The 24004-nt window shown below is 71.0% G+C and carries 21 protein-coding genes; 9 read left to right on the top strand and 12 right to left on the bottom strand.

The window, feature by feature from the left end; translation table 11 throughout:
• Positions 1 to 51: 51 nt before the first annotated feature.
• Genes ACWCPI_RS18930 through ACWCPI_RS18900 form a run of 7 tightly spaced genes read right to left on the bottom strand, consistent with a single transcriptional unit; the run spans position 52 to position 7234 of the window.
• Complete coding sequence (locus ACWCPI_RS18930; protein ID WP_451039182.1) at positions 52 to 1083, bottom strand: 2-hydroxyacid dehydrogenase; 1032 nt, start codon at positions 1081 to 1083, stop codon at positions 52 to 54.
• Positions 1080 to 2159, bottom strand: a complete 1080-nt coding sequence (locus ACWCPI_RS18925; RefSeq protein ID WP_451039181.1) for an ABC transporter ATP-binding protein — start codon at positions 2157 to 2159, stop codon at positions 1080 to 1082. Before ACWCPI_RS18925 ends, ACWCPI_RS18930 begins: the two co-directional genes overlap by 4 nt.
• Positions 2137 to 3012 (bottom strand): DeoR/GlpR family DNA-binding transcription regulator, encoded by an 876-nt coding sequence (locus tag ACWCPI_RS18920; protein ID WP_451039180.1) that lies wholly within the window; start codon positions 3010 to 3012, stop codon positions 2137 to 2139. Before ACWCPI_RS18920 ends, ACWCPI_RS18925 begins: the two co-directional genes overlap by 23 nt.
• A complete protein-coding gene (locus ACWCPI_RS18915) occupies positions 3009 to 4103 on the bottom strand; it encodes an ABC transporter ATP-binding protein (protein ID WP_451039179.1) in 1095 nt (364 codons plus the stop codon). Before ACWCPI_RS18915 ends, ACWCPI_RS18920 begins: the two co-directional genes overlap by 4 nt.
• Positions 4100 to 4924, bottom strand: a complete 825-nt coding sequence (locus ACWCPI_RS18910; RefSeq protein ID WP_451039178.1) for a carbohydrate ABC transporter permease — start codon at positions 4922 to 4924, stop codon at positions 4100 to 4102. The genes ACWCPI_RS18915 and ACWCPI_RS18910 overlap by 4 nt, the downstream gene beginning before the upstream one ends.
• Positions 4925 to 4926: 2 nt before the next feature.
• Positions 4927 to 5808: a carbohydrate ABC transporter permease gene (locus tag ACWCPI_RS18905; RefSeq protein ID WP_451039177.1), complete on the bottom strand. Its 882-nt coding sequence runs from the start codon at positions 5806 to 5808 to the stop codon at positions 4927 to 4929.
• 4 nt (positions 5809 to 5812) lie between these two features.
• Positions 5813 to 7234, bottom strand: a complete 1422-nt coding sequence (locus ACWCPI_RS18900) for an ABC transporter substrate-binding protein (protein WP_451039176.1) — start codon at positions 7232 to 7234, stop codon at positions 5813 to 5815.
• Between the two features lie 170 nt (positions 7235 to 7404).
• On the opposite strand from ACWCPI_RS18900, the gene ACWCPI_RS18895 reads away from it, so the two are divergent.
• The 3 genes from ACWCPI_RS18895 to ACWCPI_RS18885 are packed head-to-tail and all read left to right on the top strand — an operon-like array spanning position 7405 to position 10298.
• Positions 7405 to 8874, top strand: coding sequence for an FGGY-family carbohydrate kinase (locus ACWCPI_RS18895; protein ID WP_451039175.1), 1470 nt, complete (start codon positions 7405 to 7407; stop codon positions 8872 to 8874).
• Positions 8871 to 9506, top strand: a complete 636-nt coding sequence (locus ACWCPI_RS18890) for a histidine phosphatase family protein (protein ID WP_451039174.1) — start codon at positions 8871 to 8873, stop codon at positions 9504 to 9506. The genes ACWCPI_RS18895 and ACWCPI_RS18890 overlap by 4 nt, the downstream gene beginning before the upstream one ends.
• A gap of 12 nt (positions 9507 to 9518) precedes the next feature.
• Complete coding sequence (locus ACWCPI_RS18885; protein WP_451039173.1) at positions 9519 to 10298, top strand: SAM-dependent methyltransferase; 780 nt, start codon at positions 9519 to 9521, stop codon at positions 10296 to 10298.
• Positions 10299 to 10509: 211 nt separating this feature from the next.
• Here ACWCPI_RS18885 and ACWCPI_RS18880 read toward each other — a convergent pair whose 3' ends face one another.
• Positions 10510 to 11898 carry an amino acid permease gene (locus tag ACWCPI_RS18880; RefSeq protein WP_451039172.1) on the bottom strand — a complete coding sequence of 463 codons (1389 nt, stop codon included), beginning with the start codon at positions 11896 to 11898 and terminating at the stop codon, positions 10510 to 10512.
• A 403-nt stretch (positions 11899 to 12301) separates the two neighbouring features.
• Here ACWCPI_RS18880 and ACWCPI_RS18875 point away from each other — a divergent pair, with 403 nt between their 5' ends.
• Positions 12302 to 12883, top strand: a complete 582-nt coding sequence (locus ACWCPI_RS18875; protein WP_451039171.1) for a biotin transporter BioY — start codon at positions 12302 to 12304, stop codon at positions 12881 to 12883.
• Between the two features lie 78 nt (positions 12884 to 12961).
• Here the strand turns inward: ACWCPI_RS18875 and ACWCPI_RS18870 are convergent, their stop codons facing one another.
• A complete protein-coding gene (locus ACWCPI_RS18870; RefSeq protein ID WP_451039170.1) occupies positions 12962 to 13690 on the bottom strand; it encodes a hypothetical protein in 729 nt (242 codons plus the stop codon).
• A 276-nt stretch (positions 13691 to 13966) separates the two neighbouring features.
• On the opposite strand from ACWCPI_RS18870, the gene ACWCPI_RS18865 reads away from it, so the two are divergent.
• Complete coding sequence (locus ACWCPI_RS18865; protein ID WP_451039309.1) at positions 13967 to 16288, top strand: protein kinase domain-containing protein; 2322 nt, start codon at positions 13967 to 13969, stop codon at positions 16286 to 16288.
• Between the two features lie 72 nt (positions 16289 to 16360).
• On the opposite strand, the gene ACWCPI_RS18860 is transcribed toward ACWCPI_RS18865, so the two are convergent.
• The gene (locus tag ACWCPI_RS18860; RefSeq protein WP_451039169.1) at positions 16361 to 17827 is read right to left on the bottom strand and encodes an amino acid permease; all 1467 of its coding nucleotides are present in this window, start codon (positions 17825 to 17827) and stop codon (positions 16361 to 16363) included.
• Between the two features lie 230 nt (positions 17828 to 18057).
• On the opposite strand from ACWCPI_RS18860, the gene ACWCPI_RS18855 reads away from it, so the two are divergent.
• Together ACWCPI_RS18855 and ACWCPI_RS18850 are read left to right on the top strand one after the other, a co-directional pair.
• On the top strand, positions 18058 to 18543 hold the full coding sequence (locus ACWCPI_RS18855) for a ribose-5-phosphate isomerase (RefSeq protein ID WP_451039168.1): 486 nt from the start codon (positions 18058 to 18060) through the stop codon (positions 18541 to 18543).
• Between the two features lie 149 nt (positions 18544 to 18692).
• A complete protein-coding gene (locus ACWCPI_RS18850) occupies positions 18693 to 19502 on the top strand; it encodes an Fpg/Nei family DNA glycosylase (RefSeq protein ID WP_451039167.1) in 810 nt (269 codons plus the stop codon).
• A 16-nt stretch (positions 19503 to 19518) separates the two neighbouring features.
• Here the strand turns inward: ACWCPI_RS18850 and ACWCPI_RS18845 are convergent, their stop codons facing one another.
• The gene (locus ACWCPI_RS18845) at positions 19519 to 20775 is read right to left on the bottom strand and encodes a GNAT family N-acetyltransferase (RefSeq protein WP_451039166.1); all 1257 of its coding nucleotides are present in this window, start codon (positions 20773 to 20775) and stop codon (positions 19519 to 19521) included.
• A 162-nt stretch (positions 20776 to 20937) separates the two neighbouring features.
• Here ACWCPI_RS18845 and ACWCPI_RS18840 point away from each other — a divergent pair, with 162 nt between their 5' ends.
• Entirely contained in the window at positions 20938 to 22116 is a 1179-nt protein-coding gene (locus ACWCPI_RS18840) for a PP2C family protein-serine/threonine phosphatase (RefSeq protein ID WP_451039165.1), read from the top strand.
• 17 nt (positions 22117 to 22133) lie between these two features.
• Positions 22134 to 22631: an HD domain-containing protein gene (locus ACWCPI_RS18835; RefSeq protein ID WP_451039164.1), complete on the top strand. Its 498-nt coding sequence runs from the start codon at positions 22134 to 22136 to the stop codon at positions 22629 to 22631.
• 21 nt (positions 22632 to 22652) lie between these two features.
• Here ACWCPI_RS18835 and ACWCPI_RS18830 read toward each other — a convergent pair whose 3' ends face one another.
• On the bottom strand, positions 22653 to 23858 hold the full coding sequence (locus ACWCPI_RS18830; protein WP_451039163.1) for an acyltransferase family protein: 1206 nt from the start codon (positions 23856 to 23858) through the stop codon (positions 22653 to 22655).
• Positions 23859 to 24004 lie beyond the last annotated feature (146 nt).

Raw genomic sequence — 24004 nt, 5'->3', positions numbered from 1 at the left:
GTCTCCGCGACACCGGCGCGCCCCTACGGCTCCCACCCGGCGCGGCGGTCGTCAGGTCAGGCAATGAGCCAGTGGCTCCCCGCGTGCCCAGCGGCCCACCTCCTCGGCGGCGATGCGCGCCGCCTTCTCCGCCACCGCGCGGGACGCGCCGCCCAGGTGGGGGGTCAGGACGACCCGGTCGGCGAGGGCGTGCAGGCGTGAGTCGGGGGGAAGCGGCTCCCGGACGTAGGTGTCCAGGGCCGCCGCCGACACCTGGCCGCTCTCCAGGGCGTCGCACAGGGCTTCCTCGTCCAGGAGCGGGCCGCGCGCCGCGTTCACCACGATCGCGCCGGGCGGCAGCAGGGCCAGCTCTCGGGCGCCGATCAGGCCGTGGGTCTCGGCGGTGAGGCGGGCGTGCAGGGTGATCACCTGTGAGGACCGCAGGAGGTGGTCCAGGGTGGGGACGCGCAGGCCGTGGATCTCGTGGTGGTGGACGTACGGGTCGTGGACCGACACCCGTGCCCCGAAGGCGCACAGCACCCTGGCCACGCGGCTGCCCACCGCCCCGTAACCGACCAGCCCGACGGGCAGGTCCTCCAGTTCCAGGCCGCTGTGCTCGTACGTGTAGTAGGTCGCCCCCTCCCAGCTGCCCTGCCGGGCGAGCAGGTCATGGGCCTGGGGGATACGGCGCAGGGCGGCCAGCATGAGGCCGACGGTGAACTCGGCGGTGGCGGCGGCGTTGCGGCCGGGGGCGTAGCACACGCGGACGTCGTGCCTTTGGGCTGCATCCAGGTTGACGTTCACCGGGCCGCCCCGGCAGACGACGACCAGGCGCAGGTCCGGGCAGGCGTCGAGGACGCGTTCCGTCACCGGGCCCATCTGGGTGACCAGCACCTGCGCCCCGGCGAGTGCCCCGATGAGCTCGTCCTCGGCGTCGCTCGCCTCCTTCACCTCGGCCACCGGGCCGAAGGGGTCGAGCGGCCAGCCCAGGGTCAGCTCCCCCACGTCACAGGTGAGTTCCCGGCCGAGTGCCGCGCTGATGAGTGACGGCAGGATGAAGTGGTCGCCGGCGGCCACCACACGCACGCTGTTCCCGCTGGTCATCGAAGGGAGTCTCCCGTCTCGGCGTCGAAGACATGGGTGAGGTGAGGGTCGGCGGTGATGTGCACCCGGTCGTCGTGGGCGAGGCGGACCTCGGGGTCGGTGAGGACGGCGAGGGAGGGTTCGACGCCGTCCAGGGCGAGGGTGGCGATGCCCGATTCGAGGAGCGGCTCGTGCGCCAGGACGCGGGCGGGGATGCCTGCCTCGCCGCTCAGGCGCAGGTCCTCGGGCCGGATGCCGACCACCACGTCCCGGTCCGCGGCCACCGGCACCGGCAGTGCCACGCGCACGGTGCCGGAGAGGCGGGCGTGGGTGCCGGATTCCGCGACGCCCCGGAGCAGGTTGATCGCCGGTTCGCCGACGAAGTCCGCGACGAAGACGTTGGCCGGACTGTCGTAGATCTCGTACGCGGTGCCGAGCTGCTGGATGACGCCGTCCTTCATCACGGCGATCCGGTCGGCGAGGGAGAGGGCCTCCTCCTGGTCGTGGGTGACCAGGATGGCCGTATGGCCCAGGTCGCGCTGGATGCGCTTGAGTTCGCGGCGGGTGGTGTCGCGCTGGGCCGCGTCCAGGTGGGAGAGCGGTTCGTCGAGGAGGAGCACGTCGGGTTCGCGGATGAGCGCGCGGGCCAGACTGACCCGTTGCTTCTCGCCGCTGGACAGGCCCGCGGGGCGGGCGTCGAGGACGGCGGTGAGATCGACGCGCTCGGCGATCTCCCGCACCTTGCGGTCGACGTCACCCCGGTCGGCTCGCCTGCGTGCCTTCAGCCCGAACGCCAGGTTCTCCGCCACCGTCAGCGGCGGATAGAGGGCGTAGTTCTCGAAGGCGACCCCGATGTTGCGCCGCTGGGCCGGACGCCCGGTCACCGAGGTGCCGCCGACCAGGATGTCCCCGCCGGTCACCGTCTCCAGCCCGGCGATCATCCGCAGGGTCGTCGACTTGCCGCAGCCAGAAGGGCCCAGCAGGCCCAGCAGCTCGCCGGAGCGCAGGGCCAGGTCGATGCCGCGCACGGCGTCCACGGCCGGACGGCCCCGCGCACGGTAGGTCTTGCGCAGATCACGTAGCTCCAGCTCGGTCATCGCGGCCCTTCGTCACGGTCGGTGGCTCAGCACCCGTCCGGCCCGGTCCGCCGTGGGTCCTGGCGCAGACTTCGTAGGTGACCTTGTGCTCGTCCAGGTCCCGCAGCGCCTCCGCCGACGCCCCGTCGTCGACGAGGAGCAGATCGAAGCGGGAGAGGGGGACCACCCGGTGCAGGGCGACCCGGGCGAGCTTGGTGTGGTCGATCAGCAGGACGTTGCGGGCCGCCGCGTCGAGCATGGCCCGCTTCACCGACACGATGTGCTGCTCCTGGTGGTAGGCGTACCCCCCGCGCACCGCCGACGTCGACGCGAAGCACACGTCCACCCGCAGCTGCTCGATCGCCTCCACGCAGGACACACCGAGGAAGGAGGAGTGCAGCGGATCGTAGTCGCCGCCGAGGGCCATGAGGTGGATGCCGCGCTGGTCGGAGAGGAGGTTGATCGCCTCCAGGAAGTTGGTGACGACCGTGAGCGGGGTGACCTCGCCGTGCCGCAGCCTGCGGGCTATCTCCAGGGTCGAGGTGGAGTCGTCCAGCATGATCGCCATACCGGGCTCGATGAGCTGCAGCGCGCGGTCGGCGACGGCGGCCTTCTCCGCGCGCATGGTCTTCAGCCGGTACTGGACGTTGGACTCGAAGACCCCGGAGGGCTGCGCGGTCACGCCGCCGCGGAACTTCCGTACGATGCCCTGCCGTTCCAGCTCGTCGAGGTCCCGGTGGATGGTCATCAGGCTCACCCCGAACCGTTCGGCCAGGTCGGCGGCGGTCGCCGAGCCGTCGGCGAGCACCTGCTCGGCCATGGCCGCCTGGCGGGCCGCGGGGCCCTGCTGACCGCTGCTGTTGCTGCTGCTCATCGTGCGCTCATCTCGATCCGTCGTCCTGGGCGCTCCGGCCGGTCTGCCTCGAACAGCAGCAGGTTCTCAGGCCGCACCGACAGCCGTACCGGATCGTCGGGGCGCAGGCCGGCCACGTCGCCGCGCGGGGCGACCAGTGACAGGTGCTGCTCGCCGAGCCGGACGGTGACCTCGACGGACCGGCCGAGCACCTCGGTGACGTAGACCGTGCCGGTGAGCCGGTGGCCGGGGCCGTCGCCGAGGGTGAGGTCGCGGGGCCGGACGCCGATCAGCACCTCGGTGCCGGGAGCGGCCCCGGCCCTGATCGGCAGCTCGGCCTCGCCGTCCGCCGAGCGGAAACCGCCGTCGGCCGTGACGGCGCCCGGCAGCAGGTTGATCCGGGGGCGCCCGAAGGCCCGCGCGACCTCCGTGTCGTACGGCTGGTACCAGATCTCCTCCCGCGTTCCGGTCTGCACGAGCCGCCCCGCACGGAGCACCCCGATACGGTCGCCGAGCGCCAGCGCCTCCACGGAGTCGTGGGTGACGTAGAGGGTGGTCGTACGCCGCACCGCCCCGATCGCCTTGAGCTCGGCCCGCATCTGCTGGCGCAGCTTGGCGTCCAGGTGGGAGAGGGGCTCGTCGAGGAGGAAGGCGCGGGCGGGGCGGACCAGGACCCGGCCGAGCGCGACGCGCTGACGCTGCCCGTTGGACAGCTGCCCGACCGGGCGGTCCAACAGTGCCGAGATACCGAGGAGTTCGGCGATCTCACCGATCCGCTCGCGGGCCCGCGCGGCCGGCAGGCGGTGGCGAGGGGAGCGCAGGGGCGAGGCGAGGTTGTCGTAGGCCGACTTGTGCGGATAGAGGGCGTAGCTCTCGAAGCACATCGCCACGCCACGGTCGTACGGCTCGACGCCGCTCATGTCCTCGCCGTCGAGCCGGACCGTGCCCGCGTCGGGCCGTTCGAGTCCGGCGACGGTCTTGAGCGTCGTCGTCTTGCCCGCGCCGGACGGGCCGAGCAGGCAGAAGAACTCGCCCTCGCGGACCTCCAGGTCGAGGTCGTCCAGGGCCGTCGTCCTGCCGTACGCCTTCCTGATGCCGTCGAGCGCGATCACGACTTCACCGCCCCGAAGGACAGGCCCCGCACCAGATACCGCTGGATCGTCAGCGCGAGCAGCAGCGGCGGTACGACGGAGACGAGGGCCGCCGCGGCCGTCAGGTTGTACTTGGGGCGGTCGCCGCCGAGGAAGGACAGCGCACCCACGGTCACCGTCTGGGCCTCGTTGGAGGTGAGGATGAGGGGGAAGACGAAGTTGTTCCAGGCGAAGATGAAGGCGAGCAGCGACACGGCCGCCACGCCCGGCTTCACCAGCGGCAGGGCCACCCGTACGAACGCCTGCTTGCGCGTGTAGCCGTCCAGCAGCGCCGCCTGCTCCAGCTCGGGGGTGAGGTCCGCGAAGTACGACCGCATGATCCACACGATCAGGGGGAGGGTGACGAGCTGGAGCACCCACACCATGCCGACGTACGTGTCGAACAGCCCGAGCTTCTGGTACAGCACGAACAGCGGGATGATCACGGTGAGTTCGGGTGCGAACCGGAACGACAGCAGCGTGAACATCAGGTTCTCGGAGCCTTTGAACCGCCAGCGCGCCGAGGCGTACGCGGCCGGCAGCCCCACGAGGAGCGACAGGGCCACCGCGCCCACCGACACGACCAGGCTGTTGACGAAGAACCGCAGGAACGGGATGCCCTCGCTGTCGCCGAGGACCGTGCGGTAGCCGTCGAGGGTGGGGGAGAAGGAGAAGTAGGTGGAGAAGAGTTCGTTCGTCGGCTTCAGGGAGAGGATCACCATCCAGGCGATCGGGAACAGCGCGAAGAGGAAGTAGAGGATGAGGGCGGCGTCGGCCAGCCGTCCCAAGAGGCGCTTGCGCATGGTCATTTCACCTCCGCGGCCTTGCGCTGGATCTTCCCCAGGTGCTTGACCAGCACCATCGCGGCCAGGTACACCACGGCCCACAGCACGATCGTGTAGCTGATCCCGAAGGAGTACCGCTGGAAGCGGATCGCCTCCAGGTACGCCCGGATCTGCAGGACGACGGTCGAGTCACCCGGCCCGCCCTCCGTCAGGGCGTAGATGATGTCGAACACCTTCAGCGAGTCCATGAACCGGAAGATCACCGCGACCAGGACGTACGGCCACAGCATCGGCAGCGTCAGCCGCCGGAAGGTGTACCACCAGCCCGCCCCGTCGACGGCCGCCGCCTCGAAGGGGGAGGTGGGCAGCGACCGCAGTCCGGCCAGGGCGAGGATCGCCACGAACGGGGTGTAGACCCAGACGTCCACGGCGATCGACGACAGCAGGGCGCCGGTCGGGGTGTCCGTCCACTGCACTCCGCCCAGCCCGAAGGGTCTGAGCAGGTAGTTCACCACCCCCACCGAGGGCTGGAGCATCAGCTTCCAGATGATGGCCGCGATCACCGGCGCGATCATCAGGGGCAGGATGAGGATCTTCTCCAGCACCCGCCCGACGAGTGTCGACCGGTGCAGCAGCAGGGCGACGGCGACCCCGAGGACGGTCTCGACGGCGGCGGCCCCGACCGCGTACAGCACCGTCACCCACGCCGAGTTCCAGAAGGCCTCCTGCGTGAAGACGGCCTCGTAGTTCTCGAACCGCACCATGTCCGGCTGCGGCTTGCTCGCCGAGAAGTCGAACAGGGTGTAGTACAGGCCGAGGCCGAAGGGGTAGAGGATCCCGCAGGTCAGCAGCAGGGCGGGGACGATCAGGACGTACGGGCGCAGGGCGGGCCGCCATCCCATCGCGCTAGCCCACCTTGTCGGCGAGGTCGCCCGCCAGCCCGTCCAGCACCGACTTCGCGCCCTGGCCGCCGTAGATCTCCTGGAGGGCGGCGGCCCAGCTGGTGGTCGCGTCGAAGAACTGGGCCTGCGGGGTGAACTGGATCTTCGTCTGGTCGACGACGGCCTCGAAGGTCTCGATGAAGCCGGGGAGGTGCCTCATCTTGTTCTTGTAGGCGGCCGCGTCGGCGACCGACTTGCGCACCGGGTCGATGTGGTTGTGCGTGACCGCGCTCCTGAGCAGGTGCTCCTTGCCGGTGGCCCACTGCAGGAACAGCCAGGCCGCGCTCTTCTTCCTGCTCTTGGCGTTCATGCCGAGCGACCAGATCCACATGTTGGTGGCGAGGGACCCGTCCGGCCCCTTCGGGCCGGGGTGGAAGGCGATCTTCCCCGAGGCGGGGCTCGCGCCCTCGACCGCCTGGAAGTAGGCGGCCGTGTCCGCGTCGAACAGCATCCCGGCCTTCTTCGCGCCGAGGTCGCTGGAGCACTGGTACCAGGTGTACGACGTCCAGGACGGCGGCCCGCCCTGTTTGACCATGCCGGCCCAGTCCTCGGTGAAGGCGACGGCCTGAGGGGTGTTCATGGCGGGTGTGAGTTTCCCGCCCCGCACTGTGAAGTCCTTCAGGCCGTTGCGGGCGTACATCGTCATGAAGCCGGGGTGGATCGTCGCCCAGCTCCTCGATCCCCGTACGGCGATCCCGTACATGCCGTCGAACCCGGCTCCCGGCGCCTTCCGCTTGATCGTCCCGGCGAGTTCGCGCAGCTCGTCGAAGGTCTCGGCGGGCTTGAGGCCGAGCTTTTCGAAGACGTCCGTGTTGTAGGCGACGACGTTGGTCTCCCAGCCCCACGGCAGTGCGTACTGTCCGCCCTGCCCGAGCGGCGCGCCCGCCTTCAGGGACCACTGGTCGGCCTGGAGGAGGTTCGGGAAGAAGTCCGCCTGGTCCCATTCGGCGCCGGTGGCCGAGGAGTTGCGCATCCAGGGGCCGAGATCCTCCAGCCAGCCCGGCGGGCCGTACTGCCAGACCATGTACGCGCCGAGCATGAAGACGTCGTACGAGGCGCGTCCGCTGGACAGGTCGACGGTGAGCTTGTCGAAGTAGTTGTCCTCGGGGAAGACGTCGTACTCGACCTCGATGCCGGTCTTCTCGGTGAAGGACTTCAGGTCGGCGATCAGCGCGTCCGTGTACGGGTGCTTGTTGAGCAGTGCCTTGATGGTCGTGCCCTTCTCCCGCTTCCAGTCGAAGGAGCCGGTGACGTCGTCGGCGGCCGAGCCGTCGCTCTTGTCGTCGTCACCGCCGAACCCGGCCCCGCAGGCCGCGAGCAGCGGGGTCGCGGCGGCCGCGGCGGTCAGGGCGAGGAAGCGGCGGCGGTCGTGCACGTGCTTGTCCATCCGTGACCTCCACGTGGGGGCTCGGTCAGCTGCTCGGGTTCACACGGCGAGTCGACTCGCTAACCGAGGGTGGAACGGCGGAAGTTGGCCGTCAATCCCTCGCGCACGGGAAAATCTCAGTGCAGAGTGAGAAGTTCACGGATCGGATCGCGATGTGCGGGAGGTTCCGGATGGCGGATGAGCGTTCCGAGGACGAGGCATGGCTCGGGATCGACCTGGGCACCCAGAGCGTCCGCGTGCTGCTCGTAGCCCGGGACGGCACGGTCCTCGGCAGCGGCTCGGCCCCGCTGGCCGGGCGGCGGGACGGCGTGCGGCACGAGCAGGACCCGGCGGAGTGGTGGGACGGGCTGTGCGCGGCGTCGCGGGCCGCGCTGCGCGGGCGGCCGAAGGTTCCGGTCCGGGGGCTGGCGGTGTGCGGGACCTCCGGGACCGTGCTGCTGACGGACGGGGCGGGGCGCCCGATGAGCCCCGCGCTGATGTACGACGACGGGCGCGCGACGGCTCAGGCGGCGCGGGCGAGGATGGCGGGGCTCGACGTCCAGGACACCTGGGCGCTGCCGAAGGCACTGTGGCTGACCGAGACCTACGGGCCGGGCCGGATCACCCACCAACCCGACCTGGTCGTCTCCCTCCTCACCGGTGAGCTGCCCCCGGCCGACGCCAGCCACGCCCTGAAGACCGGCTACGACGTCGAGCGCGACGCCTGGCCCGCCGTGCTGCCCCGGCTGGGCCTGTCCGACGCGGCGGTCCCGGACGTCGTACGTCCCGGCACCCGCCTCGGCGAGGTCTGCGCGACCGCCGCCGACGTCACCGGCATCCCCGCGGGGACACCCGTCGTCGCCGGGATGACCGACGGCTGCGCGGCCCAGATCGCCTCCGCCGCCCTGCGCCCCGGCTCCTGGAACTCGGTGCTCGGCACCACGCTGGTCCTCAAGGGCGCGTCCCCGGAGCCCGTCCGTGACCCGGCCGGCGTGGTCTACAACCACCGTGCCCCCGACGGTGGTTGGCTGCCCGGCGGCGCCTCCAGCGTGGGCGCGGGCGTACTCACGGCGGCGTTCGCGGGCGCCGACCCGGCGGCCATGGACGAACTGGCCGCCGCGTACGAGCCGTCCGGCGCCATCGCCTACCCCCTGGTGTCGCCCGGCGAGCGCTTCCCGTTCCTCGCCCCGGACGCCTGCGCGCTCGTCCTCGGCGAACCGGAGTCCGACGCCGACCTGTGGGCCGCGCTGCTGCAGGGCGTCGGCTACGCGGAGCGCCTGTGCCTGGACTACCTGCACCACCTGGGCGCCCCGCTCGACGGGACCCTCACCTTCACGGGCGGGGCCGCGCGCAGCCGGTACTGGAACCAACTGCGCGCCGACATCCTGGGCCGCCCGGCACGGGTGCCGCGGCAGACCGAACCGGCCCTGGGGATGGCCGCGTTGGCCGTCTACGGCACGGGTGCGGCACCGCGCCTCGAGGAGGCCGCGGAGGCCATGGTCCGCATCCGCGCGACCGTCGAACCCCGCCCCGGGAGCACCGCCCGCTTCGCCGAGCCGTACGCCCGCCTGATCGACGAACTCACCGGCCGGGGCTGGCTCCCACCCCCGGTCGCGGCGCATGCCCGTGCCCGCCTGGACGGGGATACTGCTCAGTCATGAGTACGAGCACCGCGACGACGCTGCTGCTGGCCCGGCACGGGCAGACGGTCTGGCATGCCGAGAACCGCTACGCCGGCGTGAGCGACGTGGCCCTCACCGACACCGGCCGCGCCCAGGCCGAGGCGCTCGGCCGCTGGGCCGCCGCCCACCCGGTCGACGCGGTCTGGACCTCCCCCCTGTCCCGGGCCGTGGTCACCGCCGAGCCCGCCTGCCGTGCCCTCGGCCTCACCCCGCATCGCGAACCCGACCTGCGCGAGTGCGACTTCGGGGTGGTGGAGGGCCGTACGCTCGCGCAGTTCGCGGCACAGGACCCCGAGGCCGCGAACGCCTTCCGCGCCGACCCGGTGGCGCACCCCTTCCCGGGGGCGGAGAACCCCGCCGCCGCAGCCCTGCGCGGTGCCGCGGCCCTGCGCCGCATCGCCGCCGCGCACCCCGGCCGACGGGTCCTCGTGGTCGCCCACAACACCCTGTTCCGGCTGGTGCTGTGCACCCTGCTGTCGATCCCGGCCGGGGAGTACCGCAGAGTGTTCCCCCGGTTGCGCAACGCGGCGATCAGTGAACTCCTCATGAGATCCGACGGATCCGCCGCACTTCTCTCCCTCAATGTGCCGTGCGAGCCCGGCCTGCCGTAGCACCATGGGCGCATGACGGAGATCGACACCTCGGTACCGCACTCGGCCCGCATCTGGAACTACTGGCTGGGCGGCAAGGACAACTACCCCGTGGACGAGGTGGCCGGTGACGCCTACACCGCCGTCTTCCCCGGCATCGTCACCATCGCCCGCAGCAGCCGCGCCTTCCTGGGCCGCAGCATCCGGTACCTGGTGGCCGAGGCGGGCGTGCGCCAGTTCCTCGACGTCGGCACCGGCCTGCCCACCGTCGACAACACCCACGAGGTCGCCCAGCGCCTCGCCCCCGAGTCGAGGATCGTCTACGTCGACAACGACCCCCTGGTCCTCGCCCACGCCCGCGCGCTGCTCACCTCGACGCCCGAGGGCGCGACGGCGTACGAGGACCTGAGCCTGTACGAACCGGAGAAGATCCTCCAGGCGGCGTCCCGCACCCTCGACCTGACCCGCCCCACGGCCCTGATCCTCAGCGGCATCCTCGGCCATGTGGCCGACCACGACCGGGCCCGCGACCTCGTCAGCCGCCTTCTGGCCGGTCTGCCCTCCGGCAGCTACCTGTCGGTCAACGACGGCTCCCGGGGCACCGACCCGACCTATGAGCAGGCCCAGGACGCCTACAACGAGACCGGCGCCGTCCCCTACTTCCTGCGTCCGATCGACCAGATCGCCGCGTACTTCGAGGGTTTGGACCTGGTGGAGCCCGGTGTCGTCTCCGTCCCCCTGTGGCGTCCGGACCCGGGCGGCACCGAGCCGCGGCCGATCGGCCAGCACGGGGGCCTGGGCCGCAAGCCCTGACCGCTGAGCGCCCGGCAGCGGGTGAGCCCCCGCGAGTCACGTCCTCGCGGGGGCTTCCCTCATTCCGCCTGCCGCCGTGAAGGGTGAGAAGACGATCACGAGGCAGGACGCTGCTGCGGCCAGCTTGTTGCAACTTGGTCGCAATAACAAGCTAACAGCAAAAAGCCCCCCGCGTGGATCACACGGGGGGCTTCGTCGTCGGCCGCGGCCGTCAGTTCCTGGCGCGCGCCTTCTGCCACGCGAACCCGGCCGCCGCCAGGAACAGCGTCATCGCACCCGTCGAGTACAACTGGACGCGGGTGTCCGGCTGCCGGGCCATCAGGACGAAGATCGCCACCATGCCCGCCAGGGCCACCCACGTCAGCACCGGGAACGCCCACATCCGCACGACGAGCTTCTCCGGTGCCTCGCGCTCCAGACGGCTGCGCAGGCGCAGCTGGGAGACGGCGATGAAGATCCAGACGACGAGGATGACCGCGCCGATCATGTTCAGCAGCCAGGGGAAGACGTCGTCGGGACGCCAGTAGCTCAGCACCACGCACACGAACCCGAAGACCGAGGAGGCGAGGACCGCCACGCGCGGGACGCCACCCGCCACCCGGCCGAGGGCCTTCGGTCCCTGGCCGCGCTCGACCAGCGAGTACGCGATGCGCGAGGAGCCGTAGATGTTGGCGTTCATGGCGCTCAGCAGGGCGACCAGCACCACGACGTTCATCACCTGGCCGGCGCCGGGGATGCCCAGGTGGTCGAGGGCGGCGACGTACGGGCCCTTCTCGACGACCGCCTTGGAGTCCCAGGGGACGAGGGTGACGACGACCGCCATCGAGCCGATGTAGAACAGGCCGATCCGCCACATGGCCGTGCGGACCGCGCGGGCCACACCGCTGACCGGGTTCTCCGACTCGGCCGCCGCGATGGTGACCGTCTCCAGGCCGCCGTAGGCGAAGACCGAGGCGAGCAGGCCGATGATCAGGCCCTCACTGCCGTTCGGCAGGAAACCCCCCTCGCCGGTGAGGTTGGCGGTGCCCGGCGCGTCCGTGCCCGGCAGGAGGCCGGCGATCGCGAGGCCGCCCAGCACCAGGAAGAGGCTGATCGCGCCGACCTTCAGAGCCGCGAACCAGAACTCGAACTCACCGAAGTTCTTCACCGCGGCCAGGTTCGCGCCGCAGAAGACGACCATGAACAGCGCCACCCACGCCCACTCGGGGGTGTGCGGCAGCCAGGTCGTCACGATCTTCGCGGCGCCGATGCCCTCCAGGCCCACGGCCGTGCACAGCAGCACCCAGAACGACCAGCCGGCCGTGAAGCCCGCCCAGGGTCCGAGAGCCCGCTCGGCGTGCGCGGAGAAGGAGCCCGACGAGGGATACGCCGCCGACATCTCGCCGAGCATCCGCATCACCAGCATCACCAGGAGGCCGGAGAGGATGTACGCGACGACGATCGACGGGCCGGCGGCGGCGATACCGGCGCCGGAGCCGACGAACAGGCCGGCGCCGATGACACCGCCGAGGGCGATCATCGACAGATGGCGCTGCTTGAGACCGTGGGACAGCGAGGCGCCGTCCGCCTGGGCGGGCGTCTCGGTGGTCGTGTGAGGCATGGGCGCGGCTCGTCCAATGCGTAGAGGGCAAAAAACCCCCACAGTCTGGGCAGCCTCTCCGCTCAGAAGGAGGATCTGCCCACTATGCGGACACTTGCCGCACTGTAGGTGACATGTCGATCACGTGGGGCCGGGGTGAGGCTGCCCCTCCTGGCCGGTGACGGGCCACGCAAGGGCTCACGGATTGGTGAATCCCTACAGTCGGCACCCTCGTCCGGCATGTGAGCCGCACGTCCCTGCCTCAGTGATCGACATCACCCCGTACCCGGTGTAACAGCCATCCTTTGTCCGGAGCCCACCAACTCCGTGAGCGCCCCTTTGTCGACCACTGACGGTGATCACGGCGTGTGTCCCGGGATAGCGTCACAGCGTCCCGTACTGCCCCTCACTTCGCGGAGTCCCCATGAGCACCGCTGCCGCCGCCCCCGCCCGCACCGGTCAGGTCCTCGCCGACCTGCTCCCGGCCTCCCGCGTCCGCGACCTCGCGCTCGTCGTCGGCGGTGCCGTGCTGACCGGTCTCGCGGCCCAGATCGCGGTGCCCGTGCCCGGCTCCCCGGTGCCGGTGACCGGCCAGACCCTCGCGGTGCTGCTCGTTGGTACGGCCCTCGGCGCCGGCCGCGGCTTCCTCTCCCTCGCGCTGTACGCACTCGCGGGCATCGCCGGTGTGCCGTGGTTCGCGGAGGGCACCTCCGGCGCCGCCGCCCCGTCCTTCGGCTACATCCTCGGCATGATCCTCGCCTCCACGGTCGTCGGCGCCCTGGCCCGCCGCGGTGCCGACCGCACCATGCTGCGCACGGCCGGCGCGATGCTGCTGGGCGAGGCGATCATCTACGCCGTCGGCGTCCCCTACCTGGCCCTCGCCACCGGCATGTCCGCGTCCGCCGCGATCGCGGCCGGCCTCACCCCGTTCCTGATCGGCGACGCCCTGAAGGCGGCCTTGGCGATGGGTGCCCTGCCCACCGTGTGGAAGCTCATCAACCGCTGACCCCGCAGCCGTCACGGAAGAGGCTCGCCCGGTCGCACCGCGACCACCTGGCGAGCCTCTTTCGCGTCTCGCTGCCGCTCAGCCCTCCTGCGTCCGCCTCGGCCGCCGCGGTTGCGACCACCACAGTCCGGCCGCGCCCACCGCGATCAGCGCGGCTCCGGCCGCCCCGAGCGGCAGGGCGTCACGGCCGAGTCCGGTCTTGGGCAGTTCGTCGGCGCCCGGCGCGACCGGCTTGTTGTCGGTGCCGAGGAGCAGCGGGGTGGCCGGGGCGTCGGGCGACGGGTTCGTCGTGCCGAACGGCACCGGGCCCTGCTGCCAGTACGTCTTCTTGCCGTCACCGCTCTGGACGGGAAGGCAGATCTTGCCCGCCTTCTTCAGGTCGTACGTCGCGTCGACGGCGTACGACTTCGACTCACCGGCCGGCAGATTGTCGAGGGCGCAGGCGAAACCACTGTTCGAGCCCTCCGGCAGATTGTTTTTGTCGATCGCTGAACATCCCTCGACATTCTTCACCGTGAGGCCGTCGAAACCGACGACCAAAAGCTGGATCTTTCCGCTTTCCTTGGTCCCTTCGTTCTTCACCGTGGCCGTGATGTCGGTGGTTCCCGAACTGTTGTCCACCGAAATTTTCTCGGGCAGCAGAGTGGTCAGCTCGACCCCTGCCGGTGCCTCGTCGATGACCTTTCCCCCCTTGCTGCTCCCGGTGTCCCGGTCATCCGCGCCGGCTGTGCCGGAAAGGATCACCACTGCCGAGAAAGATGCCGCGACCAGCGATCCCGTGATGGCCTTCATGCGACGAGAACTCATGTTCGTCCCCCTTGTCTGCGCCTGAATTCGCAGTACTTGAAGAGCTACCACAAGATTTCTCCGCACTATGCTGGTACGGCCTGAAGTGTGACCGTTGTGTTTCAGTCGGGGTCGGCTGAGGAGCGGTGGAGGGGGTGCAGCGGATTGCCGGGGAACGCGGAGAACACGGGAAACTCGGGAAACACGGGAAGCGCGGGAAATACGAGGAGCGAGGGGATTCCCGGTCTCCTGGTGGCGGGCCGCTACCGGCTGGTCGAGAGCATCGGCCAGGGGGGAATGGGGCGCGTGTGGCGAGCCCTCGACGAGATGCTCGACCGTCTGGTCGCCGTGAAGGAGATGCGCATCGACGGCCTCGACGCGGAGGACACGCGCACGCGCCGTGAACGCACCCTGCGCGAGGCGAGGGCGACGGCGAGGATCGACCACCCCAATGTCGTACGGGTCTACGACGTGGTCGACGAGGGCGAACGACTGTGGATCGTCATGGAGTTGGTGGCGGGCCGCTCCCTGGAGCGCATCATGGCCGAGGAGGGCCCCCTCGGCCCCTGCGAAGCGGCCCGGATCGGCCTGGGCCTGGTCGCGGCACTGCACCGGGTCCACGCCCGCGGTGTGCTCCACCGTGACATCAAGCCGGGAAACGTGCTGGTGGAGTCGGAGGTGACGCGCGGACGGGGCCGCGTGGTCCTGACCGACTTCGGTATCGCGGCGATCCAGGACGCCAAGGCCCTCACCATGGTCGGCATGCTCGTCGGCTCACCCGACTACATGGCCCCCGAGCGCATCTCCGGCCGGCCCCAGGGCCCACCGTCCGACCTCTGGTCCCTGGGCGCCACGCTGAGCGCGGCACTGGCGGGCCGCTCTCCGTTCTCCCGTGACACGACCCTGGCCACCCTGCACGCGGTCCTGTACGAGGAGCCCGAACTCCCCCCGACGGCAGGCCCGTTGCGGGACCTGCTGGCCGCCCTGCTGGAGAAGGAGCCGTCGCACCGGCCGGGCCTGGACGAGCTGGAGACGGCGCTGGAGCCGGTGGCGTTCCCCGAACCCACACCGACCGTGCCGGTCGTGGCGGCCGGGGTGCCCCGGCTGGGGGCGGGGGAGCGGACCGGTGAGGACGCCGCGTCGGCGCCGGAGGAGGACGAGGGCGGCAGCCGGGACCCGCAGACGCAGGCCGGTCCCGGACGCTTGGAGCCCGAAGCCCCGGCGGCCGGACGTCTGGAGCCCGGGGGCACGGAGGGCGGTCGTCCGCACCGGGGGCCGGATCCGGTGACTGGCCCCGGGGCGGATGCCGTACGGGGCCCGGAGCCCGAGCCCGTACGCACGTCCGGCCCCGAGCCCGTACGCGCGGACGGCCGAGAACTCGTACGCGCGTACGACCCCGAGCCCGTGCGCCCGGGGCCGCCGGCCGGTTCGCCGGATGCCGGTTGGCCGCCGGAGCCTGCACGCACGCCCGCGCACACCGCCGGACCCGCGCCCGCGGCGGCCGTCCCGGCCCACCCCGATCCACGGCGGCCGGCCACCGAGGTACGCGACGCGATACCGCCGACGCCCGTGCCGACGGCGGGAGACGCGCGACCCTCGGCCGAGGCGGCTCCCTCGGCCACCGAAGCGGCCACCTCGGCCCGCTCCTCCACCGAAGCGGCCACCTCGGCCTCCACCGAACTCGCTTCCGGGCCCCTCTCCGACCCCCGGCCCCAAGCCCCTCCCGGACCCCGGCCCCAGGCTCCGTCCGACCCCCGGTCCCAGGCGTCGTCCGAGGCCCACTCCCCAGCGGCCCCCGAGGTGTGTTCGACACCCCCGCCCGGCGACTCCGCCGCCTCCCCGCCGCGCCGGGGCGGTGTCTCCCTGGCCCGCTCGGATGCGGTGACCGAGCGGCGGCCCGCCCCGGAGCCGGAACTCGTGCCGAGCACGGGCGGGTCGTACGCCCCCATGCCGCCCGGCGAACTCCCCGGTCCTGCGGTCCCGGCCCGGCCCCGGCGGGGACGTCGCCGTACGGGTCTCGTGGCCTCCGTCGGGATCGTCGCAGCGGGCGCGGTCGTGGCGGTCGTCCTGGCGACCGACTTCGGTGTGCCCAAGGGCGACCGCGCCGGCTCCTCGGCAACGCCGTCCGCCACGGCGGAGTCCTCCCCGGGCAGCGGCCCCTCCGCCACGGTCGAGGGCACCTCACGGCCGCAGAGCCTGCCGCCCGGCGCCCACCGCGAGGCGGGCGGGTTCGCCTGGGCCACCCCCGAGGGCTGGCGGCGGAACGTCAAGACGGGTTCAGAGGTGCACTACACGTCGCCGGACGGCAAGCAGGAACTGGCCGCCAAGTCGTCCCTGGCCCGCGGCGACCTCATGGACTCCTGGCAGGAGTCGGAGCGCAACGCCCGGCAGGGCAAGGACTACAGCAAGATCCGCCTGGAGCGCACGACCTTCCGGGGGCGCCCGGCGGTCGTCTGGGAGTACACCTTCACCCTCCAGGGCGAACCCTGGCACGCCCAGCTGCTGGGCTTCACCGTGGGCGGCAAGTCGTACCAGGTCAACACGTGGTACCGCCCGGACATCGAGGCGCAGGCGCTCACGACCTACGAGAAGGTCAGGGACAGCTTCACGGTGCTGTGACCGCAGAGACGACAAAGGGGTGGTGAGGCGCGCGAGCGCGCCCCACCACCCCTCCCCGAGGAGTCAGCGGCTTCAGCCGGTCTTGACCTCGTCGCGCTCCGCGCCGGAGACGGCGGCCTCCACGCTCGCGGGACGCTTGGCGCCGACCTTCTCCTTCACGAAGGCGACGATCAGCACGAGTGCGGCCACGAGCAGGGACAGCAGTACGGTCTTGCGGCCGTCGTGCTCGGTGTCGGTGAGCATGTAGCCGAGGACGAAGACGATCAGCGCGGCCGTCGCCCAGGTCAGGTACGGGTACAGCCACATCCTCACGACGAGCTTCTCCGGTGCCTCGGCCTGGATGATCTTCCGCATGCGCAGCTGCGAGAAGCAGATCACCAGCCAGACGAACAGGGCGACCGCACCGGAGGAGTTGACCAGGAAGAGGAAGACCGAGTCCGGGTAGGCGTAGTTGAAGAAGACCGCCACGAACCCGAAGACGACGGAGGCGAGGATCGCCGTGCGCGGCACACCACGGCCGGTCGTGCGCGCGAAGGCCTTCGGCGCGTCACCGCGCTGGCCGAGCGAGAAGGCCATGCGGGAGGCGGTGTAGAGGCCGGAGTTGAGGCAGGACAGCACCGAGGTCAGCACGATGAAGTTCATGATCTGACCGGCGTGCGGGATGCCCAGGGAGTCCAGCGCGGCGACGTACGAGCCGTCCTCGGCGATCGACTTGCTGTCCCAGGGCAGCAGGGCCACCACGACGAAGATCGAGCCGAGGTAGAAGACGGCGACACGCCAGATGATGCTGTTGGTGGCCTTGGTGACCGCGCGCTGCGGGTTCTCGGACTCGCCGGCGGCGAGGGTGGCGATCTCGCTGCCCATGAAGGAGAACACGACCAGCAGGACACCGGTGAGGATGGCGCCGGCGCCGTTGGGCAGGAAACCGCCGTGCTCGGTGAGGTTGGCGAGCCCCGCCTGTTCGCTGTCGACACCGGGGAGCAGGCCGAAGACGGCAAGTCCGCCGACGACGATGAACGCGGCGATGGCGACGACCTTGATACCGGCGAACCAGAACTCGAACTCACCGTAGGAGCCGACGGAGACCAGGTTGGTGGCGGTGAGCACCACCATCACGATCAGGGCCCAGCCCCACTGCGGGACGGCCGGGATCCAGCCCTCCAGGATCACCGCACCGGCGGTGGCCTCCACCGCCAGCACGACGACCCAGAAGAACCAGTACAGCCAGCCGATGGAGAAACCGGCCCAGTTCCCGAGAGCCCGGTCGGCGTGCGCGGAGAAGGAGCCCGAGGTCGGGTTGGCGGCGGACATCTCACCCAGCATCCGCATCACCAGCACCACGAGCGTGCCGACGAGGGCGTAGGACAGGAGGATGCCGGGGCCGGCGGTGGCGATACCGGAGCTGGATCCGACGAAGAGCCCGGCGCCGATGACGCCGCCGATGGCGATCATCGACAGGTGGCGGTTCTTGAGCCCGGCCTGTAGGCCATGGCCGCCGGCGGCCGGTTCGGCCGTCTGCTTGGTCGGCTGCGAAGTCATGGAACGGATTTCCTTTGCGCCGTTGGGGAGGGGTTTTCCCGTACCAGCGGTGTACGAGTCGCACGAGCGGTGTACGAGTCGGACCAGTGAATCGGAGGAGAACTGATTCGGGAACCTTTGATTCGGGATTGTTACTTGAGGTTTCCTTGAGGTTCTATGGCGCGAGTCACAATTTCAGACGGTCGGCACCCGACGCTGCTGCCCTGAAACAGCCGTGTCACACTCGTTCCATGCGCGTGTATCTCGGCTCCGACCATGCGGGCTACGAACTCAAGAACCACCTCGTCGACTGGCTGAAGGCGGCGGGTCACGACCCGGTCGACTGCGGCCCCCACATCTACGACGCCCAGGACGACTACCCGCCCTTCTGCCTCCGCGCCGCGGAGCGGACCGCCGCGGACCCCGACGCCCTCGGCATCGTGATCGGCGGCTCCGGCAACGGCGAGCAGATCGCCGCGAACAAGGTGAAGGGCGTGCGGGCGGCGCTGGCCTGGAGCGAGGAGACGGCGGCGCTGGGCCGCCAGCACAACAACGCCAACGTCGTCGCGGTGGGTGCGCGCATGCACACGACGGAGGAGGCGACGAAGTTCGTCGAGACCTTCCTGGGCACCCCGTACTCCGGTGACGAGCGTCACACCCGCCGCATCACCATGCTGGCCGACTACGAGACGACCGGCGACCTCCCCCCGATCCCGCCGCACCACCCCCAGCAGTAGGGCGTTCTGCCCCTCGGGCGAGGGTCACGAGCCTGGCGCCGGTCCAGGTGGACTCAGCCCGACCGGCGTTCGAGGACACGGGCAGGGGCGGCGGGGGCGAAACCCCCTGCCGCACCCCCACCCGCCCGCAGCAGAAGAAGGAGTCCGCCGTGCCCGAGGGCCACACCATTCACCGGCTGGCCCAGGACTACGCCGCAGCCTTCCTCGGCACGGCCCCACGCGTGACCAGCCCCCAGGGCAAGTTCTCCGACGCCGCGGCTCTCCTGGACGGCTCGGAACTCACCCACACCGAGGCCCACGGCAAACACCTCTTCCTCGGCTTCCGGGACGACGACTGGGTCCACATCCACCTCGGTCTCTTCGGCAAGGTCACCTTCGGTGGAGCCCCGACACCCCCGCCCACCGACACCGTCCGGCTCCGCCTCGCGCACAGCACGGCGTACGTCGATCTGCGCGGACCCACCACCTGCGCCCTGATCACGCCCACCGAGAAGCAGGCGATACACGACCGCCTCGGCCCCGACCCCCTGCGCGACGACGCCGACCCGCACGCCGCGTACCTGAGGATCCGCCGGAGCCGTACGACCATCGCCGCCCTGCTGATGGACCAGAAGATCATCGCCGGTGTCGGCAATGTCTACCGCGCCGAGGTCCTGTTCCGGCACCGCATCGACCCGTACCGTGCGGGCAAGGACATCACCGCCGCCCAGTGGGACGCCATCTGGACGGACCTCGTCGAGCTGATGCGCGAGGGCGTCCGCAACAACCGCATCGACACCGTCCGCCCGGAACACACACCGGAGGCGATGGGCCGTCCGCCCCGCGTCGACGACCACGGCGGCGAGGTCTACGTCTACCGCAGGGCCACCCTGCCCTGCCACATCTGTGGTGGCGAGATCCGCACCGCCGACCTCGCCGCCCGCAACCTCTTCTGGTGCCCCGACTGCCAGACCCCGTAGGGCCGCCGGCGCGGGCTCAGAAGCCGTGCGGCAGCCACGGCGCCACCGTGGACGCGAACCCCACCGACGCCGCGGCCAGTGCCCCCTGCCGCAGCTCCCGCACCCGCCCCGCGGCACCCAGCGCGCCCAGGCCGACGCCACCGAGGTAGGCCGCGCCCAACTCCCGTACCGACAAGGAGAGATCGGCGGCGTCCGTCGTACGCTCGCACGAGGCGCCCTTGGCGTCCCCCGACAGCCGCCAACGCCCCGCGTTCCAGGGGCAGAAGGAATCCTCCACCTCGAACACCACGTCGACCGGCGCCTGGTAGGTCCTCGCCTCCAGCGCGGCCCCCACGTCCACCAGCCGGACGTGCAAGGAGTCCCGCACCCGCACCGCACACCGCCGGAGGTCGGACACCTGGTACTGCCACGCCTCGTCCCCGGGCCGCCCGAAGACCTTCACCGTGGACGTCAGGTCGATGCCGAACAGGAACCGCCACAACGCGGCCTGCGCCGCCGGATCCAGGGCCTCGGTGTCCCGCAGCATCACCGAGCCCTCGGGCCCGGAGGAGTCCCACTCCGGCTTGACGCGGAAGCGCGCGTACCCCACGACCTCGCCGTCCCGCTCCGCCAGCACGCACTGCAGCGGCGACGCGCCGTCACGGTCGTTCTCCGGGTCGAACACCATCAGCCGCTCCCAGCCGGGCTGCCGGGCCAGCATGCCCGGCCGGCCGGGCACCTTGCGCGCGTACACCGCCTCGCACACGTCGAGGACGTCGGACGGCACGGCGTACCTCAGGCGTACGTCGTCGGTGCCGGGCGGCACGGAAAGCCGCACACGGGTCGTGTCGATCTCGGCGTCCACATGGAAGGTGCCGACGCCGTACCCGAACCGGCCGTAGATCTCCGGCTCGGAGGCGGTCAGGACGGCCAACGGCCAGCCCCACTCGCGCACGTCGTCCAGCTGCCGCCGCATCATCGACGTCAGCACTCCGCGCCTGCGGTGCGTGGCGGCGACGCTGACCATCGTCACGCCCGCGGCGGGCACGCAGGCGCCGCCGGGCACGGTCAGCCGGAAACCGAACGCACCCGCCGTCCCTACGCACGCGTCGCCCTCCCAGGCGCCCAGGGAGCGGTCGACCTCGGTGAGCGAGTTCCACAACTCCCGCTCCGCGGCGGCCTCCGGGACTCCGCCGAAGGCGCGGATCAGTGTGTCGTACCAGGTGTTCCACTCGTCCTGCCGCAGCGCGCGCAGTTCCACGCGGCCGGGGTCGCTCGCACCGTCATTCGCCATGAACCATGCCTACCAGGGCATTGGGGGACGAGCGAGGGAATTTCTCGTTGGCGGCGGCACGACGGCATTCCGTGAAGTTCACTGTGAAGTTGAACCTCGGACGGGGGACAAGTGGGACCTCCCGTGCCAAGCAGCAGGTTCGATGGATAGGGTCCCGAACTAATGGCAGCAGGACGAGACCGCCGCACGGTGGCCGAGACGTTCACGGCCCGGTTGAAGATGCAGTGGCACCGGGCCCGCGTCGGCGTGCGCAGAAGTGCCGTGGACTACTTCCGCGGCGACGGCTCGGACTGGATCGCCCTGGCCGGCCTGCTCCTGATGGTGCCGCTGATCTGCGCCCTGACCATGGCCAACCCGGTGTGGTTCTCCCCGGCCGCGCTGGTGCTGCCCATCGTGGCGGGCGGGCTGCTGCTGCGCCCCGCGAGCCTGCTCGGCCTGTACGCGGCGGCGGCCACCGCCCTGATCGTGGAGTCGGTGCAGCTGGGCCCCTACACGGAGGGCCCGTCGAGAGTCACCCCCGGAGTGGTCCTGGTCGTGGCCGCCTGCGGCTTCTTCGGGCTGCTGATCGCCCAGTTCCGCAGCCGCGTGGGCGTGCCCTGGCGGCGCGGCGGCACGATGCTCTTCGACCTGCGCGAACGCATCCGCGTCCAGAGCAAGCTGCCGGGCCTGCCGCACGGCTGGCACCGCGAGATGGCGTTGCGTCCCGCGGGCGGCCAGTCCTTCTCCGGCGACTTCGTGGTCGCGGCCCGTACGAACGGCGGGCGCACCCTGGAGGTCGTCCTGACGGACGTGTCCGGCAAGGGCATGGACGCGGGCTCGCGCGCCCTCCTGCTGTCGGGGGCCTTCGGCGGCCTGCTGGGCAGCCTGCCCCCGCACGCGTTCCTTCCGGCGGCCAACGGCTACCTCCTGCGCCAGGACTGGGACGAGGGCTTCGCGACCTCCATCCACCTGGTCCTGGAGCTCGACTCCGGGGACTACGAGCTCTACTCGGCGGGCCATCCGCCGGGCCTGCAGCTGAGCGCGGGCACCGGCCGCTGGGAGGAGAAGGCGGCCGAGGGCCCCCTCCTCGGCGTGTACGACGGCGCCCAGTTCGACCCCGTCAAGGGCACGCTGCGGCCCGGCGACGTGCTGATGCTCTTCACGGACGGTCTGGTCGAGACGTCCGACCGCGACATCGTCGAGGGCATCGACCGCCTGACGGGCGAAGCCGACCGCTATGTCGCCGGCGGCTTCCACGGAGCGGCCTGGCACCTGATCGAAGCGGTGGCGAGGGACGTCAACGACGACAGGGCGCTGCTGCTGATCTGCCGCGAGGGGCCGACGGCGACGGCGGCACGCTGAGCCGCGACACTGGACGGGTGACCGAGACACAGCGGCAGGAAACCGGAAGAGACCCGCGGGATCCGCGGGAGAAGCTGTCCCTGGCGGACGTGGAGGCCGTCGCCCGCGCCGCCCACGAGGGGCAGAGGGACAAGGCCGGACGGCCGTACGCCGAGCACCTCAGGGCCGTCGCCGAGGGCGTACGCGCGCGTGGCGGCGACGAGGACCAGATCGCGGCGGCCTGGCTGCACGACGCCGTCGAGGACGACGCGCTCTCCGAGCAGTGGCTGGAGCAGGCCGCGCTGAGCCGTCGTACGAAGGACATCGTGCGCGCGGTCACCAAACGGGCCGGGGAGCCGCCCGAGGCCTACGCACAGCGCATCCTGGCCACTCCCGGGGCGCTGGTGGTGAAGGAGGCGGACCTGGCGCACAACGCGGACCCGGCGCGCCTCGCGGTCCTGGACGAGACGACCCGGAAACGACTGACCGAGAAGTACGCGCGGATGCGCGCACTTCTCGGTCTCGGGTCGTCCTGAGTCGTTCTACGGCGCGTCGGCTCAGGCGTCGACCTTCTGACGCACAGCCGCCGCGCCCTCGCGCTTCTCACGCTCGCGGGCCAGCTCCGCCGCGTCCTTCTTGAACGCCCAGTCCATCTTGGGCTCCATCGCGAACCGGAACACCCGCTGCACCGGCTTGGTGCACAGCAGCGTGACACCGATCGCCGCGAGGACGCTGACGAGGATCTCGCCGAGCGGGCGGTGCAGCCAGGCGGCCTCGAACCAGCCCTGGTAGTCACCGGCCTTCACGACGAAGCCGTGCAGCAGGTAGCCGTACAGCGTGCCCGCGCCGAGCGCCGTGAACCACATGTGGCGGCGCGGCACCCAGGCGAAGAAGCAGGCCGTCAGCAGCAGCGAGCAGCCGAACATCGCCAGCACCATGACCGGACCGGTCCACCAGGGCGCGCCCAGCTCCTGCGCCGAGTCGCGGTGGTAGAACCACGCGGTGTTCATGCGCGGCACCGCCCAGTAGCCGACGACCAGTGCTGCCAGGCCCACCGGCACGGACAGGATCCGCACGGTGCGGGTGCGCACCATGTGGAAGTGCTCGGCCTTCATGCACAGGCCCAGCACGAAGTACGGCAGGAACTGCAGGACCCGCTGCAGGTCCAGGTCGTCGCCGATCTCGGGGGCGACGGTCGCCGCCATGGCGAGGCCGAGGGCGATCGGCAGCGGCCAGCGCACCATCTTCCAGATGGGGGTGGTCATCCGCCAGATGAACAGCGCGCACAGGAACCATGTGAGGTACCAGGGGTCCAGGAGGCTGATGTCCTGGCCCGGGTCCTCGGCGATCCAGCGCTTGAAGAGCGGGTAGGCCGTCTCGAAGACGATGTACGGCACCGCGACGCCGGTGATCAGCCGCTTGAGCCGGCTGGGGCTCGCGTCGAAGCTGCGTGAGAAGAAGCCGGAGATGATGATGAACGCCGGCATGTGGAAGGTGTACACGATCGTGTACACGGCCTCCAGGGTCCGGCTGTCGCCCTTGATGGGCTCCCACGCGTGTCCTATGGCGACCAGCACGATCGCCAGGTACTTGGCGTTGTCGAAGAACGCGTCGCGCTGCTTGGCACCGCCGGACGCGGATCTGTTGTTCGCCTGGGCCTTCTGGTTGTGCGGTGAGCGCGGACTCGGCACTCCGTCCGCGGACGGCTGTGCCGGGGGGAGTGGCGCTCTGTTGTGGCCGTGCGGTCGCAGCGAGTTCGTCACAGACCCTCCCGCCGGAATCCGGGGGAGACGATCCAGGACCTGGCTGCGCATGCGGGGGACGAGGCAGCGTGGAACATCTGAGGCACCCTAGCGTCGCGTGTGGGATTTCGTAAAACCTGCGAGGTCATTACCGGTTATTGCGCTCG

The sequence above is a fragment of the Streptomyces sp. NPDC001920 genome, from assembly GCF_053594495.1.
Note: the sequence above shows the minus strand (reverse complement) of the source record. Positions and strands in the feature narration are given on the sequence as shown.